The organism is Rhizobium altiplani (genome assembly GCF_001542405.1).
Taxonomy (GTDB): Bacteria; Pseudomonadota; Alphaproteobacteria; order Rhizobiales; family Rhizobiaceae; genus Rhizobium; species Rhizobium altiplani.
The window spans coordinates 24,494-36,577 of record NZ_LNCD01000036.1 but is presented as its reverse complement, the minus strand read 5'-3'; the positions used below and the strand labels follow the sequence as shown (position 1 = coordinate 36,577).

Annotated in this window: 11 protein-coding genes; 10 read left to right on the top strand and 1 reads right to left on the bottom strand. The window is 57.1% G+C overall.

The window, feature by feature from the left end:
• The first annotated feature begins 136 nt into the window (after positions 1–136).
• The 4 genes from AS026_RS44170 (at position 137) to AS026_RS07585 (ending at position 5,921) form a co-directional block, all read left to right on the top strand.
• Positions 137–394 (top strand): hypothetical protein, encoded by a 258-nt coding sequence (locus AS026_RS44170; protein WP_342587554.1) that lies wholly within the window; start codon positions 137–139, stop codon positions 392–394.
• Between the two features lie 44 nt (positions 395–438).
• Positions 439–1,191 (top strand): alpha/beta hydrolase family protein, encoded by a 753-nt coding sequence (locus AS026_RS07600; protein ID WP_342587553.1) that lies wholly within the window; start codon positions 439–441, stop codon positions 1,189–1,191.
• A gap of 870 nt (positions 1,192–2,061) precedes the next feature.
• The gene (locus tag AS026_RS07590) at positions 2,062–3,741 is read left to right on the top strand and encodes a glycoside hydrolase family 3 protein (protein WP_062369251.1); all 1,680 of its coding nucleotides are present in this window, start codon (positions 2,062–2,064) and stop codon (positions 3,739–3,741) included.
• A gap of 281 nt (positions 3,742–4,022) precedes the next feature.
• Complete coding sequence (locus AS026_RS07585) at positions 4,023–5,921, top strand: potassium transporter Kup (RefSeq protein WP_062369250.1); 1,899 nt, start codon at positions 4,023–4,025, stop codon at positions 5,919–5,921.
• 181 nt (positions 5,922–6,102) lie between these two features.
• Here the strand turns inward: AS026_RS07585 and AS026_RS07580 are convergent, their stop codons facing one another.
• Positions 6,103–6,873 carry a 2-keto-4-pentenoate hydratase gene (locus tag AS026_RS07580; protein WP_062369249.1) on the bottom strand — a complete coding sequence of 257 codons (771 nt, stop codon included), beginning with the start codon at positions 6,871–6,873 and terminating at the stop codon, positions 6,103–6,105.
• 208 nt (positions 6,874–7,081) lie between these two features.
• Here AS026_RS07580 and AS026_RS07575 point away from each other — a divergent pair, with 208 nt between their 5' ends.
• The 6 genes from AS026_RS07575 (at position 7,082) to AS026_RS07540 (ending at position 12,063) form a co-directional block, all read left to right on the top strand.
• Entirely contained in the window at positions 7,082–7,915 is an 834-nt protein-coding gene (locus AS026_RS07575; protein ID WP_062369248.1) for a DUF4118 domain-containing protein, read from the top strand.
• A 348-nt stretch (positions 7,916–8,263) separates the two neighbouring features.
• Positions 8,264–8,737: a hypothetical protein gene (locus AS026_RS42635; protein ID WP_063805912.1), complete on the top strand. Its 474-nt coding sequence runs from the start codon at positions 8,264–8,266 to the stop codon at positions 8,735–8,737.
• A 450-nt stretch (positions 8,738–9,187) separates the two neighbouring features.
• Complete coding sequence (locus AS026_RS07555; protein WP_062369245.1) at positions 9,188–10,078, top strand: LysR family transcriptional regulator; 891 nt, start codon at positions 9,188–9,190, stop codon at positions 10,076–10,078.
• A 162-nt stretch (positions 10,079–10,240) separates the two neighbouring features.
• Complete coding sequence (locus AS026_RS07550) at positions 10,241–10,495, top strand: type II toxin-antitoxin system Phd/YefM family antitoxin (RefSeq protein ID WP_062369244.1); 255 nt, start codon at positions 10,241–10,243, stop codon at positions 10,493–10,495.
• Positions 10,495–10,920 carry a type II toxin-antitoxin system VapC family toxin gene (locus AS026_RS07545; protein ID WP_062369243.1) on the top strand — a complete coding sequence of 142 codons (426 nt, stop codon included), beginning with the start codon at positions 10,495–10,497 and terminating at the stop codon, positions 10,918–10,920. Before AS026_RS07550 ends, AS026_RS07545 begins: the two co-directional genes overlap by 1 nt.
• 387 nt (positions 10,921–11,307) lie before the next feature.
• Positions 11,308–12,063 (top strand): FadR/GntR family transcriptional regulator, encoded by a 756-nt coding sequence (locus AS026_RS07540; RefSeq protein ID WP_062369242.1) that lies wholly within the window; start codon positions 11,308–11,310, stop codon positions 12,061–12,063.
• Positions 12,064–12,084: the final 21 nt, after the last annotated feature.

The following is a 12,084-nucleotide window of genomic DNA, read 5'->3' as shown; positions in this document are numbered from 1 at the left end:
CGTAAGTTCAAACGCCGATGCGCGATACGTCCTAAATCGTGATCTTGGACGTTCGAAATCGTGATCTTGGGCGCGTCGCTCTTCAATCCGCGACAAGTTCCGACATAACCCACGACTATGAGGAGCTTCGAGGAAAATGCTGATCAAAATCGTTGCAATGTTCTGCGCCGGCGTCCTTTCAATGGCGATAGCGCAGCACTCAGCCGCAGACAGTGCACTCGTCGGCGTCCGGCAGATCACAGCGCCCGCCAAGGAGCGAGGCACTGAGTTTCCCGTGACCGTTTGGTATCCGACCGACGCCGGTGGCAAGCCTGTCACGCTCGGCGCAAGTCAGTTCTTTTACGGAACGGACGCCATGCTCGACGCCCTATCGCGCACGGAAGACACCCTTTGATTTTGCTATCTCATGGCGCAGGTTTGGGGGGAACTCCCCAAGCGATGAGTTGGATTGCAGCGCCCTTGGCCAAGCAAGGGTTCATCGGGGCAGCTCCTCTTCATTTCGGGAACGGAGGAGCTAACAGGTCAGCAGCCGAAACCATGAAGCTTTGGCTAAGGCCTGCGGATATCAGCGCAACGCTCGACGCTTTGGAAAAGCAACCGGCTTTCGAAGATCACCTTGAGCCCGAAAAGACGGGTGTGCTTGGGCTTTCGATGGGCGGGAATACAGCCTTGGCTTTGGCTGGTGGTCGTATCGATCCAATCCGTCTGGGGAGTTACTGTGACAACGATGATCTCAATCCTTCGCTTTGCGGATGGGTAAAACAAAGTGGCGTTGACCTTCATGCGATGGACATGAAACTTGCTGATCGCGACAATCAGGACAGGCGCATTGCGTTTGCTATGGCAATCGATCCAGCGCCGGTAGATGTCTTTCAGATCGAATCTTTTTTGAAGGTCTCGATCCCCGTGGAGATCATAAACCTTGGCAAACCTGGAACGATCCCCCGGACGATGCTCGCCTCGGGAATTGCAAGGGCCGTTCCGAGGGGCATCTATTCCGCGTTAAGGAATGCAAGCCACTATAGCATGTTCGGAGTGTGTAAGCCGGATGCGGCCGAGATGGCCAAATCCGCAGACATCGACGAGCCCATTTGCTCGGACGGCGATGGGCACTCACGCCGCGAAATCCATCAGGAACTGGTAAATTTGGTGATTGAGGCCTTCGATCAAAGGCTCAAAATGGAGCGCTAACGCGCGTCGTTTCGAACTCAACAAAGGCGACGGCGCAGACGGCTATCCGATCCGAGGACGTCGATTACGCAGAAAGCATCGGCACCGATACCTATGTGTATGGTATGGTCGAGGGTAGTGGGACGGCGACGATCGTCCATTTGCCGGATCACGTGGCGATCAAAGGCCGCTCATCGCTTGCTCTTGTCGTCGAACCGGCACGCTTTCATCTGTTTAGAGCTGAAACCGGCTGCTCCCTTACGAAGTTGCCTCTCAGGGCAGAGGGCCTCGTCAAAGCCGGTGAGGCTAGGGCGTAAGGCCCTACCGCCAGTTTTAGCTTATAGTGCGGTCGGGTGATCGCATCTTCTGGCCGCATTCGAAGCCGCTCTCCAGCGAGGCGCCGAGATCGACGTATTCGCTGATCCACTGCTCAACTTAAGCAATGCTGCCGATGGCTTGACTCAGATGGAAGCGGTCGAAGGGGCCTTCTCAAGGATCGGGTTCGGCTGCACAAAAGCTATCAGCAAGATAATGGCCATCGCACGGACTTTCTTTGCATCGGCTCTTACAACTGGCTTAGCGCCGATCGACATGGCCAATACGCGCGCAAGGAGACGTCGTTCGCTATCGAGGGCGGCATCTGGAGGGAGAGATCAGCACTATCGTTGGCAGCCTGCGGCGCAGAGTGGCATAATGGCTAGAGGCTCGGCGGACACGCCGTAACTCCAGATAACGGCTAGTCAATTGCCTGAGTACGCGACGGCAGCCGGCAAATGCAGTTCGAATGAGAAGGTAGGGCGGTATTTCCTTGGTTCGGAGCTGCACGATATGGGTATCGTGCAAATGCGAACGTGACCGCTCGGTCGACGTGCCACCTTGGGGGAGAGAATTATGACGGCCTACGACGGACTTCGCAAAGCGCCTTTCAACCTCGATGAGCCCGCGATCCTTTGGGTTCGTGACGTTTATGCCTCGCTCGACGTCGGCGATAAGATAGGACAACTCTTCATCTTGATCATGATCGGGACCGATGAGGAGGAGTTCAAACGCATTGGTACGCTAAAACCTGGCGGCGTAACCCGCTTCTTTACGCCCGATCTTGACTTCGAGCGGCGGGTCATTTCCGACCTCGTGTCAAGGAGCAAAGTTCCCCCTATCATCAGCGCTGACCTCGAAGGCAGCCGACATTCATTTGCATTCGGCACCCCGGTGCTCGGCCAACTTGGGCTTGCGGCTGTTAACGATGTCGAGGCAACAGAGAGAAGTTCGGAAATCTTGGCACGCGAAGGGCGCGCCATGGGTGTTCGTTGGTCGTTCACGCCAGTTATTGACATTAATGCCGCTTTCCGATCACCGATCGTCGGTACCCGTTCTTATGGCTCCGATGTCGACAAGATCGAGCGTCATGCGGTTGCCCATGTTCGTAGTCTCCAACGAAATGGTGTGGCTGCCACCGCGAAGCATTGGCCTGGCGAGGGATACGACGACCGCGATCAGCACCTTGTTACCACGACAAATCCGCTTTCGGTTGAGGCGTGGAAGGGAACCTTCGGTCGCCTCTACAAAACGCTGATCGACGAAGGCGTGCTGGCTGTAATGAGCGGGCATATTTCGTTTCCGGCCTATGTCCGGTCGAAAGTGCCGGATGCCGATCTTGAAGCCTTCCGACCGGCCTCGGTTTCCAGGTTGTTGAACGTTGACCTCCTGCGGAACGAGCTCGGCTTCAACGGCATCATCGTCTCCGACGCGACACCCATGGGAGGTCTTTCAGCTTGGGGCCACCATACAGAGACAATGCCCGACATCATTGCCAATGGCTGTGATATGATCCTCTTCAGCGATGCGCCTGAGAAGGATATGGCTGCGGTCAAGGCCGCCGTGGAAGACGGCCGAATTACCTCTGAGCGGCTCGAGGCAGCCGTACTGCGCGTGCTGGCGCTCAAGGCGCACCTCAGGCTTTTTCAGCCGTCGGATGTTCTACCCGAGGCCGCCGAAGCGCGCCGCGTGCTTGCGCATCCGGACAGCGTAGCTGCATCGAGGGAGTTCATCGGACGATCGCCGACGCTTGTGAAGGACGTCCAAGGCATCTTTCCGCTCGACCCGACCAAGACGAAGCGCGTGTTGCTGGTCGACGGAGGTATCATCCATCCGCTTATCCCGCAGCCTCTGAAATTTGTGCTTCCCGAGCTTTTGGAGAAGGAGGGTTTCGAAGTCACGATTGACCGACCCGACATTGTGCCAACACCTGATGATTTCGATCTCGTGATCTATGCGCTGGGCGATGAGTCGCTGCTCGTGCGGGGCAGGATATTTGTCGACTGGCATCGCATGGGGGGCGGGGGTCTCTTCAAGGCGATGTATCGGCCTTGGACGAATATTCCGTCAATAATGATCTCCTTCGGGCATCCATATCATCTCTACGATGCGCCACGGGTGCCGGCCTACATCAACGCGTATTCCACAATGGACAGCGTCCAGGAAGCCGTCGTTGATTGCATGCTTGGTCGCAAGCCCTTCGTGGGCGTGAACCCTGTGGATCCATTCTGCGGCCTTGAGGACGCGCACTTTTGAGCCGATGGCCGGACGGCCGAAGCCGTCCAGTGCCTGTACGCGCCGACGGGTGCGGCGCCGGAAAATGTAGGTTGTAGCACTCAGGCCTGCGGCGCTTTTGCTTCGGAAACGCTCAATTGCTTACTTACAAGCGGTCGGTCGAGCGATCTCCACGCTCGTCTGGATGCGCGCAAGTTTCGGACGGATATATGTCCTCAAGCGTTCCCGGGAAGGCATGCCAAGGCATTCAAATTTAACAATTCCGCCCCATATCTGCGGTTCAAGCAAATCGCGAGATTTTCATGACCGCCACCGCGCACGCAGGCAATGTCAATCAAGGCTCGAAGCAGCTGGCAGTCCTTGTTCTCGGCGCGATCGGTGTCGTCTATGGCGATATCGGGACAAGTCCGCTCTACGCCTTCAGGGAGGCCCTGCGGCCATTCGCCCATGACGGCGTGGCACCAAACGAGGTGATCGGCCTTATCTCGCTGATGATCTGGACTCTCACGATTATTGTCACGTTCAAATACGTCCTCTTTCTCCTGAGAGCTGACAACGACGGGGAGGGCGGCACACTTTCTCTACTCGCTCTCCTCATGAAGAAGACCAGCCGGCACGCGACGATCTTTTTCTTTGCAGGGATCATAGGGGCGGCACTCTTCATTGGCGATGCCATGATCACGCCGGCCCTGTCAGTACTTTCGGCTCTGGAGGGGCTTAAACTTGTCACGCCCATCTTTGCGCCGTATGTCCTTCCGATCGCGGTGGCGATCATGCTCCTGTTGTTCCTTATACAGTCAATCGGCACGGCAACCGTCGCCAAATTCTTCGGCCCCATCACGCTGCTGTGGTTCGTCGTCATGGGCCTTGCTGGCCTTCTGCACATCGCCGACGATCCGACAATTCTCCTGGCCATCAACCCATACTTTGCATTGGATTTCCTTACCCATGCCGGCTTCGTTGGCCTCGTCATTTTGGGTGCAGTCTTCCTGACGGTCACGGGAGCGGAAGCCCTTTACGCCGACCTTGGGCACTTTGGTCGCAAGCCGATCCAGGTCGCATGGTTCGTCGTGATCTTTCCATCGCTTGCGCTCAACTACCTCGGCCAAGGTGCTCTCGTTTTGAGCCACCCGGCTGCTGCTGCCGACCCGTTCTTCCTGATGTTTCCGGAATGGGCGCTGCTTCCCGCAGTCCTTCTCGCGACCGCTGCGACAATCATCGCGAGCCAGTCCGTTGTCACCGGCGCCTTCTCGCTTGCCCGTCAGGCAATTCATTTGGGATTTTTGCCACGGCTGGAGATCTGCTTCACTTCCGCTTCCAATACGGGTCAGATCTACGTTCCCGCGGTCAACGTCGTTTTGCTGATCGGTGTGCTCGCACTGATTACTTCCTTCGGATCCTCGGAAGCGCTTGCAACTGCCTACGGAATTTCCGTTACAGGCGCGATGGTCGTCACTACCGTCTTGTCGTTCCAGTTTCTCCGAGTCGTGTGGGGCTGGAAGGTGCTGACTGCTCTCTTGGTCCTATTGCCACTTCTTCTGCTCGAGAGCGTGTTCCTAGGGGCCAATCTGCTGAAAATCCACGATGGCGGCTACGTTCCGGTCATGATTGCTGGCGTATTGATGGTCATGATGTGGACTTGGAGGAAGGGAACGAACTTCGTCCGAGCGAAGGCTGCGAACAATGACGTTCCCCTCGAGCGTTTCCTTGCGTCGCTCGAGCGGAGGTCGGATCATGGGCCGGTCCAGGTTCCGGGAACCGCCGTCTTCCTCTCAAGCCTGCCTGACATGACGCCCAATGTCCTGCTCCATAATCTGAAGCACAACCGGGTCCTTCACGAGCACAACGTTATTCTCAACGTGAAGACGGCACCGCGGCCGTATGTCTCCCACGCCGAGAGAGTGACCCTCAGGAAGCTTTCCGACCGGTTCACGTCGATCCAACTCCTCTACGGCTTCATGGAGGACCAGAACATATCCGCCGCGCTGCCGCTCTGCCGCAAGGCTGGCTTCGACTTCGAGATTATGTCCACATCATTCTACGTTGGTAAGCGCAAGCTCGTCGGCGATCCAAACACAGGCATGCCGCACTGGCAAGACAGGCTGTTTATCGCCATGGCGGGCTTTGCCATCGATCCCTCAGACTACTTCCAGCTTCCAAGCAATCGCGTCGTCGAGCTCGGGGAGCAGATGGTGATCTGAGGTCCTTCAATCCACCGCTGCCGTTGCACAAGCTTGTTGCGCCGCGGTCTGGCGCGCGGCCACCCAGACCGCCGTTATCGCCGCTTGGATCGCCCGCTCAATTGGAACTGGTTGGCTGGCGATGACGGTCATCTTCTGATTTCGGCTCTGCTATATTTTCGGGAAACTCCATTCGGTCGTATCAGGTAAAGATGCACTCGATCTGGCCAAGCGGGCCGAAGTCGGCTGCCAGATGCTGACCCGGCCAGACCTGGAGAATTTTCGTGCACGAGCCTGTCGCAACGATCTCGTTCGGCTCGAGCTGTCGTCCCTTTGCTGCAAGCTCGGCTGCGAGCCAGGTGGCCGCATTCAGCGGATCGCCCATCACCGATGTCGCCTTCCCTGAAAAGACGGTATGCTTGAAGAGAAACGTCGTAACGTCGATCCTGGCAACTTCGCTAGGCGGGATGCGTGGAACTGGATCGCCGCAGATTGTTGCGACATGTAGGCCGAAGTCGGCAATCGCCGCATAGTCGCCGATATATGTTCGGCGGGTCCTGCGGCCAATGATCCCAATGGCCGGCCGACAAGAAAGAATGGCGTCTCGGGCAGTTCTAATTTCTATTACCTCACCTGGCTCCGGATAGGATCGGCGCATGGTGAAGACGAACTCACATTGGACTCCTATCGTTTCCGGTGGAAGTCGGAACTCCTTTATTCCTTCAAGAAGCGTGGACGAGGGAATTTCAGCGTAGACCGGCGTTGTCAAACCTAGCATCCGACGCGATGCGTGGCTCGTACCGACGATCGAATAGCCCAATCTCCCAAAGCCCAGCGCGTCCTGTGCGATTGCCTGGATGTCGTACGCTTCCTTTTCCGAGGTAATCAGGTTCAGCGGAAGATCGCAAAGATCCTCGCGGCGTCGGCTCTTGGCAAGGATGTCGGCAGTGGCGTCCTTAAGTTCGAAATACATCTTCGTGCTCCAATTCCTAAGATTGGCTGTTGAAGATGGTCGTTCCGGCGTCAGGGATCCATGCGAACGCGGGCTCGCAGAAATCAAAATCTCATAATGATGACCGCTTCGAGAGCTGCACTTATGCGGCGCTTATAAATCTTCCTTTGCTCCCACATGGAATTCAAATCCATTCCGGCCCACTTTTGGCTGGTAGGAGGATTTACCCATGTCCTTGAACAGCGAGCTGTCCCAATCTGCAACTGGCGCCGCGCGAACGCCTGATGTCGCCAATGATCTTGGTCTTTCAGATATGCCGCTGCTGCTCCAGTATCTCACTTCTTTGGTCCTGGCGGGGTTGGCAACGGCGGTTGCCGCCGGCTTTGATCGCTACGAGACCATACCCAACCTTTCGCTAATCTATGTTCTGCCTGTCGTCGCCAGCAGTGTCGCATTTGGTCTTGGCCCAGCGTTGTTTTCAGCGGTTCTCGGAGCACTTGCCTACAACTTCTTCTTCACCGAGCCCCGGTTCTCGCTAGCGGTAGCGGACACCGCCAATATCTGGGCGATCGTACTGCTCTTCGTCATCGGCTGTATAACCAGCACGCTCGTGTCGTCAAACCGGCGCAACAAGTCGGATCTCGACCGCTTCCATCTGCACTTGGGCAAACTGAAGGCCTATACGAGGCAGATGATTGCGGCGACTTCCGTGGAGCAGGCGAAGAGTATCACGCGTGCAACGCTTGCGGAGGCGCTCCAGAGACCGGTCGCCATCATTTACATCGGTCCCGACGATGAAATGGAGGTCGTAAGTGATTCAAGCCTGACTGATATGGAAATAGATGCGGCGAGAGCGGCATCCGGGTCGAACACGTTGGTCGCGGCGGATGTCTACCCTTTCGATAACTCCCGCTTTGACTTCTGGCCTGTCCCCGCGACCGTGGACCAGACAATCGTGATCGGTGTTGCCTTCGATCCGGGGCGTCGACCGGCGAATGTTGATGTTTTGATGGAGACCGTTGCACTGATCCTTGCAGCGACGATTGAACGCTACAAGGCATAGGTAGGCTATCAACAAAGCTCCCTGGCGTGTTCTGGTGAATCGCGGCAGCGTTGAGGACCGCGTCACCGCCGAGAAGCATGGCATTTTGTTGGAGCTATTTGCGTTCGGTGGGGCAGGCCTTTTACCCGCCCCCCATGACGCCGTTCACGTTATAGGTGGCGATCTTCATGTGGTCCTCGGGGTCGAGTACGAAGCCGGATACGCAGTGCTCATCTGCCAATTCGTCGGCTCTTGCGAGAGACCAGCCCGTCGCCGAGTGGTCACGGCTTTATGGAGGTTCAGGTTGCCAACACTGCTCCGACTGGACATATCCGCTCTGGCCCCCATTTCCTTAGTTCGGAGGTTCTAATGTTTGAAAAGTCGTCAACCCTAGAGAAGCTCAGAAGGACACTCGCGAACCACGTAACTGAGTCCGAGTATTCACTTGGCATCTACGCCTATTACGACGGTGAGGTTATCTTCAGCAGAGATATTGTGCACTTGAACCTGGAGATGCCACCGTTTCCGATCGATTTCTCGTCCGCGTGGAAGTGGTTCACTGACAGTCTCCAGGGAGCGCCCTTTCAGGAAACCTTTGTTTACGAGCTTCCATTCCAGCCAACGGACGAAGAAGACGCGGATGTGGAACTTCTGATGGCTCTAAGCCGTGGTTCATCGATGACTGTCTGGGTGATCGACCTCGCCATTGATGAAGGACCGGAGCCCGGCAAGCGCTTTATCGTGATAACGATACCGCAAAAGCAGGAAATCGCTTCGTTCAAGCGCGACTACCACGGCAAAGACGCACGCGGCCTCTTGGGCGTAGCCGCTGCTCAACGATAAGCCGATTGCCCGGTAAGTTCCACAAGACTTGGGTTCAGGATGTCATCTGGCGAGGCGAACACCCGATCCTCCGTTTGGAGCGGGGCCTTCATCGAAGAATATTATTCCTCGCGATTCGTATACTCGTCTTATTGCCTCGAGTGTAACAGGTTGCGGCCCACGGGGGCCGGGATCATCCTGTTCAACTCGGCTCACCGTGTTGGCGGTTACTTTGGCAAGTTCGGCGACTTCGCGTACACCAAGCTTCAGAATTGCGCGAGCAGCACGCGCTTGAGCGGGATCCAAAAATACGACCTCGTATTTATTTCGATACAGGGTATTGACGAATACCAAGTCTCGATATAAATACACTGTATCCGTAGTGTCATCAACGCAGATTGCTGGGCGTGGTGCGCCCTGTGGAATATCTATGCCCGAAAAGCGCTTGAACTAAATCTCGGTGAGAACGGAATGGAACTGCGCCAACTCACCTATTTCAAAGCGGTGGCCGAGGAACTGCACTTCGGCCGGGCGGCAGCCAGGATGCGGATTGCCCAGCCGGCGCTCAGCAATCATGTGATGTCGCTGGAAAGGGAGCTTGGCTGCCCGCTGTTCATCCGCTCGACGAGACGGGTGGAACTGACCAGGGCAGGCGAGACCTTCTATGATCGCTGTGTGCGGATCCTGAGCGACATCGACCTGACCACCGAACTGACGCGGGCAGCCGGCGGCAGCCGCATCCGCCAGATCAGGATTGGCAGCATCTACCCGGCCACCATGGGCATGCTGCCAACCTTCCTTGCCAAGATCGCCCGCAAGTTTCCCGATGTCCGCATCCATATCGCGTCGGGCAATACCGGCGAGATCATCCGCGGCCTGGAGACCGGCCAGCTCAATCTCGGCTTCATCCGCCCGGTGGAAAACATCGGCTCCTTGCGCTTCGTCTCGCTTGCGCATGAGCGCTACTATCTGGCGGTTGGCCATGCCAATCCGCTGGCAGCCAGGGACGAGATCAGCATCGTCGATCTGCGCACTCAGAAGATCATCGCCTTTAACCGGCAGAACTTGTCGTTTTCGGAAAGATACTTCAATGAGAAGTTCGCCGAATATAACCTCACCGCCAACATTGCCTTCAGCTGCGATGACACCTATGCGCTGGTGTCGCTGGTCTCTGCCGGGCTTGGCATCGGCTTTGCGCCGGAATGGACGCTTGATCTTCCCAATCGCGGCTTCGAGCTGAAGAAGGTGAAGGGGATCGACTTCCGGATCGGGCTTGGCATTGCCTGGAACAGAGAGGACCCAACCGCTGGCCGCGATGATATCGTCGATATCGCACGGTCGCTCGCCAGGGCAGGGCGGTGAGCGCTCGAGAGTGTGCCTGCGCTGGTGCCGACTTTTCCGCTGCTCCGGCGGATTGCCGAGCTTGGCTAGGAGTTTTAGCTTAGCCCGAGGGGCCTGCCCCTTGCAATTCCAGTTTACGCGAGCTAGATGTGGTTATGTAACCACGAAGGTTGGAGGCTCGTCATGACCGTTACCATGCTTTCAGGCCGAGAACTCAATCAGGACCTCGGCCGCGCAAAGCGCGCCACCAGGGATGGACCGGTGATCATCACCGACAGGGGCCGGCCTGCGCATGTCCTCCTTTCGTTCGATGAGTACAAGCGGCTTATCGGTAAAATGCGGACGCTCGGTGACATGCTGGCCGCGCCCGGAGCGGATGATGTTGACTTACCGCTCCCGCAGCGCACGGAACATGCCCGGTCGGTTGACCTATCCTGATGCTGTTGCTCGATACCAATGTCGTGTCCGAACTGCGTAAAGTCGCGAGTGGCAAAGCTGATCCCAATGTCGTCGTTTGGAACGAAACCGTCGATCCGGCCGAGACCTTCATTTCATCCGTAGTCCTGCACGAGCTGGAGATCGGCGTTCGGCTGGTGGAGCACAATGATGCAGTCGCCGGGAAGGTGCTGCGCAACTGGTTGGAAAATACGGTCCTTACGGCATTTTCCGGCCGCATCCTGCCACTGGACGAGGCGACGGCCGTTTATGCGGCCCAGTGGCATGTTCCCAATCCCAAACCAATCAATGACGCCTATATTGCGGCGACAGCCTTCACGCGGCGGATGACGCTTGTCACGCGCAACGTCAAGGATTTTGAAAGCATGGGAGTGTCGCTCGTAAATCCGTGGGATCTCCCGACATAGCATTCTTGAGAAACCACTTTGGCTAGCATGTAGCTCAGGATCAGCCCGTGATCGCGGCGGCGTTCGAACGACTTTATGGCCGCCGCAGCATCGAACGGCGTGCCATCTTGGGACTTCGACACCGTCAGCCTGAGCGAAAGGTGCATCAGAGACCTTAGCTGCGTGCTCCGAAATCCTCTGTACGGCGTAAACGGTTAGCTCTCGACGGCTCAAGTTCACGTGGTCGGGCGCCCTTCGCGGCCCGCAGGTGAAATGCTAGCTTGCGAGCGCAACTCCTCCCTTACGAATTCAAGAAAATTGCGACTTTCATGAATTTTGGCATTGACGCCATCGGGGATTGCGGAGCAGTTTGAACCACTTGAAAATTGGTTCGAACCAATAAGCAAAATGGCAGTACAGGGACTACCAGAAAATTCGACTTATGCTCTCGAGAAGCTCCGAGAGCTGCTGAGCTCTTCCGATCTTCCTGCGGACGGCAAGCTGCCGACCGAGCGTGCTCTCTCCGATCTCTTCGGCGTCAGTCGCCGCGCCATTCGCCGGGCGCTGGAAGTCCTTGATGCCGAGGGCAGGATTTCTCGCCGCCAGGGGTCCGGGACTTACGCGGGCCAAAGAGCCGAAGGGCTTAGCCGGCATGTCGGCGCTATCGTCGCCGGAACGAATTTTCTTGAAATCATGGAAGTTCGGCTGCGAATAGAGCCGCAGCTGGCGCAACTTGCTGCCGTCCGTGCCAAGCCAGCCGATATCGAGCGCATGCGTGAATTGACGAAGAAGATCGTCGCCAGTGAGGATGCCGACGCGCGCGAATTGTGGGATGGCGCGCTGCACCGGCTGATCGCCCAAAGCGCCGGCAATCAGTTCTTTCTCGAAATCTTCGATGTCATCAATCACGTCCGCCAGGACGACGCCTGGCAGGCGATCCGCGAAATGGCGCGGCGCAGCCACAAGACGGAAGAGCGCGCTTATGCGCAGCACGCCGCCGTGATCGACGCAATCGCCGAGCGGGATCCGTTACGCGCCGCCGAAGCGATGCGCCAGCATTTGCTGATGCTGCAGGAAAGCCTCATCCGCGTCACCTCCTTCGATCTGCCGGAAGAGGGAAGCGAAGAGAAACAAAAAGCTGACGGAGCCGCTCCGGACGCCTGACGATCGGCCGGCCGGGGAAGC

Bases quoted from the DNA above. Each gene is read 5' to 3' on its own strand.
- AS026_RS07540 (WP_062369242.1), top strand. From the start codon at position 11,308: ATGGCAGTACAGGGACTACCAGAAAATTCGACTTATGCTCTCGAGAAG.
- AS026_RS07600 (WP_342587553.1), top strand. From the start codon at position 439: ATGAGTTGGATTGCAGCGCCCTTGGCCAAGCAAGGGTTCATCGGGGCA.
- AS026_RS07580 (WP_062369249.1), bottom strand. From the start codon at position 6,873: ATGTATTTCGAACTTAAGGACGCCACTGCCGACATCCTTGCCAAGAGC.
- AS026_RS07585 (WP_062369250.1), top strand. From the start codon at position 4,023: ATGACCGCCACCGCGCACGCAGGCAATGTCAATCAAGGCTCGAAGCAG.
- AS026_RS07590 (WP_062369251.1), top strand. From the start codon at position 2,062: ATGACGGCCTACGACGGACTTCGCAAAGCGCCTTTCAACCTCGATGAG.
- AS026_RS07555 (WP_062369245.1), top strand. From the start codon at position 9,188: ATGGAACTGCGCCAACTCACCTATTTCAAAGCGGTGGCCGAGGAACTG.
- AS026_RS07545 (WP_062369243.1), top strand. From the start codon at position 10,495: ATGCTGTTGCTCGATACCAATGTCGTGTCCGAACTGCGTAAAGTCGCG.
- AS026_RS42635 (WP_063805912.1), top strand. From the start codon at position 8,264: ATGTTTGAAAAGTCGTCAACCCTAGAGAAGCTCAGAAGGACACTCGCG.
- AS026_RS07550 (WP_062369244.1), top strand. From the start codon at position 10,241: ATGACCGTTACCATGCTTTCAGGCCGAGAACTCAATCAGGACCTCGGC.
- AS026_RS44170 (WP_342587554.1), top strand. From the start codon at position 137: ATGCTGATCAAAATCGTTGCAATGTTCTGCGCCGGCGTCCTTTCAATG.
- AS026_RS07575 (WP_062369248.1), top strand. From the start codon at position 7,082: ATGTCCTTGAACAGCGAGCTGTCCCAATCTGCAACTGGCGCCGCGCGA.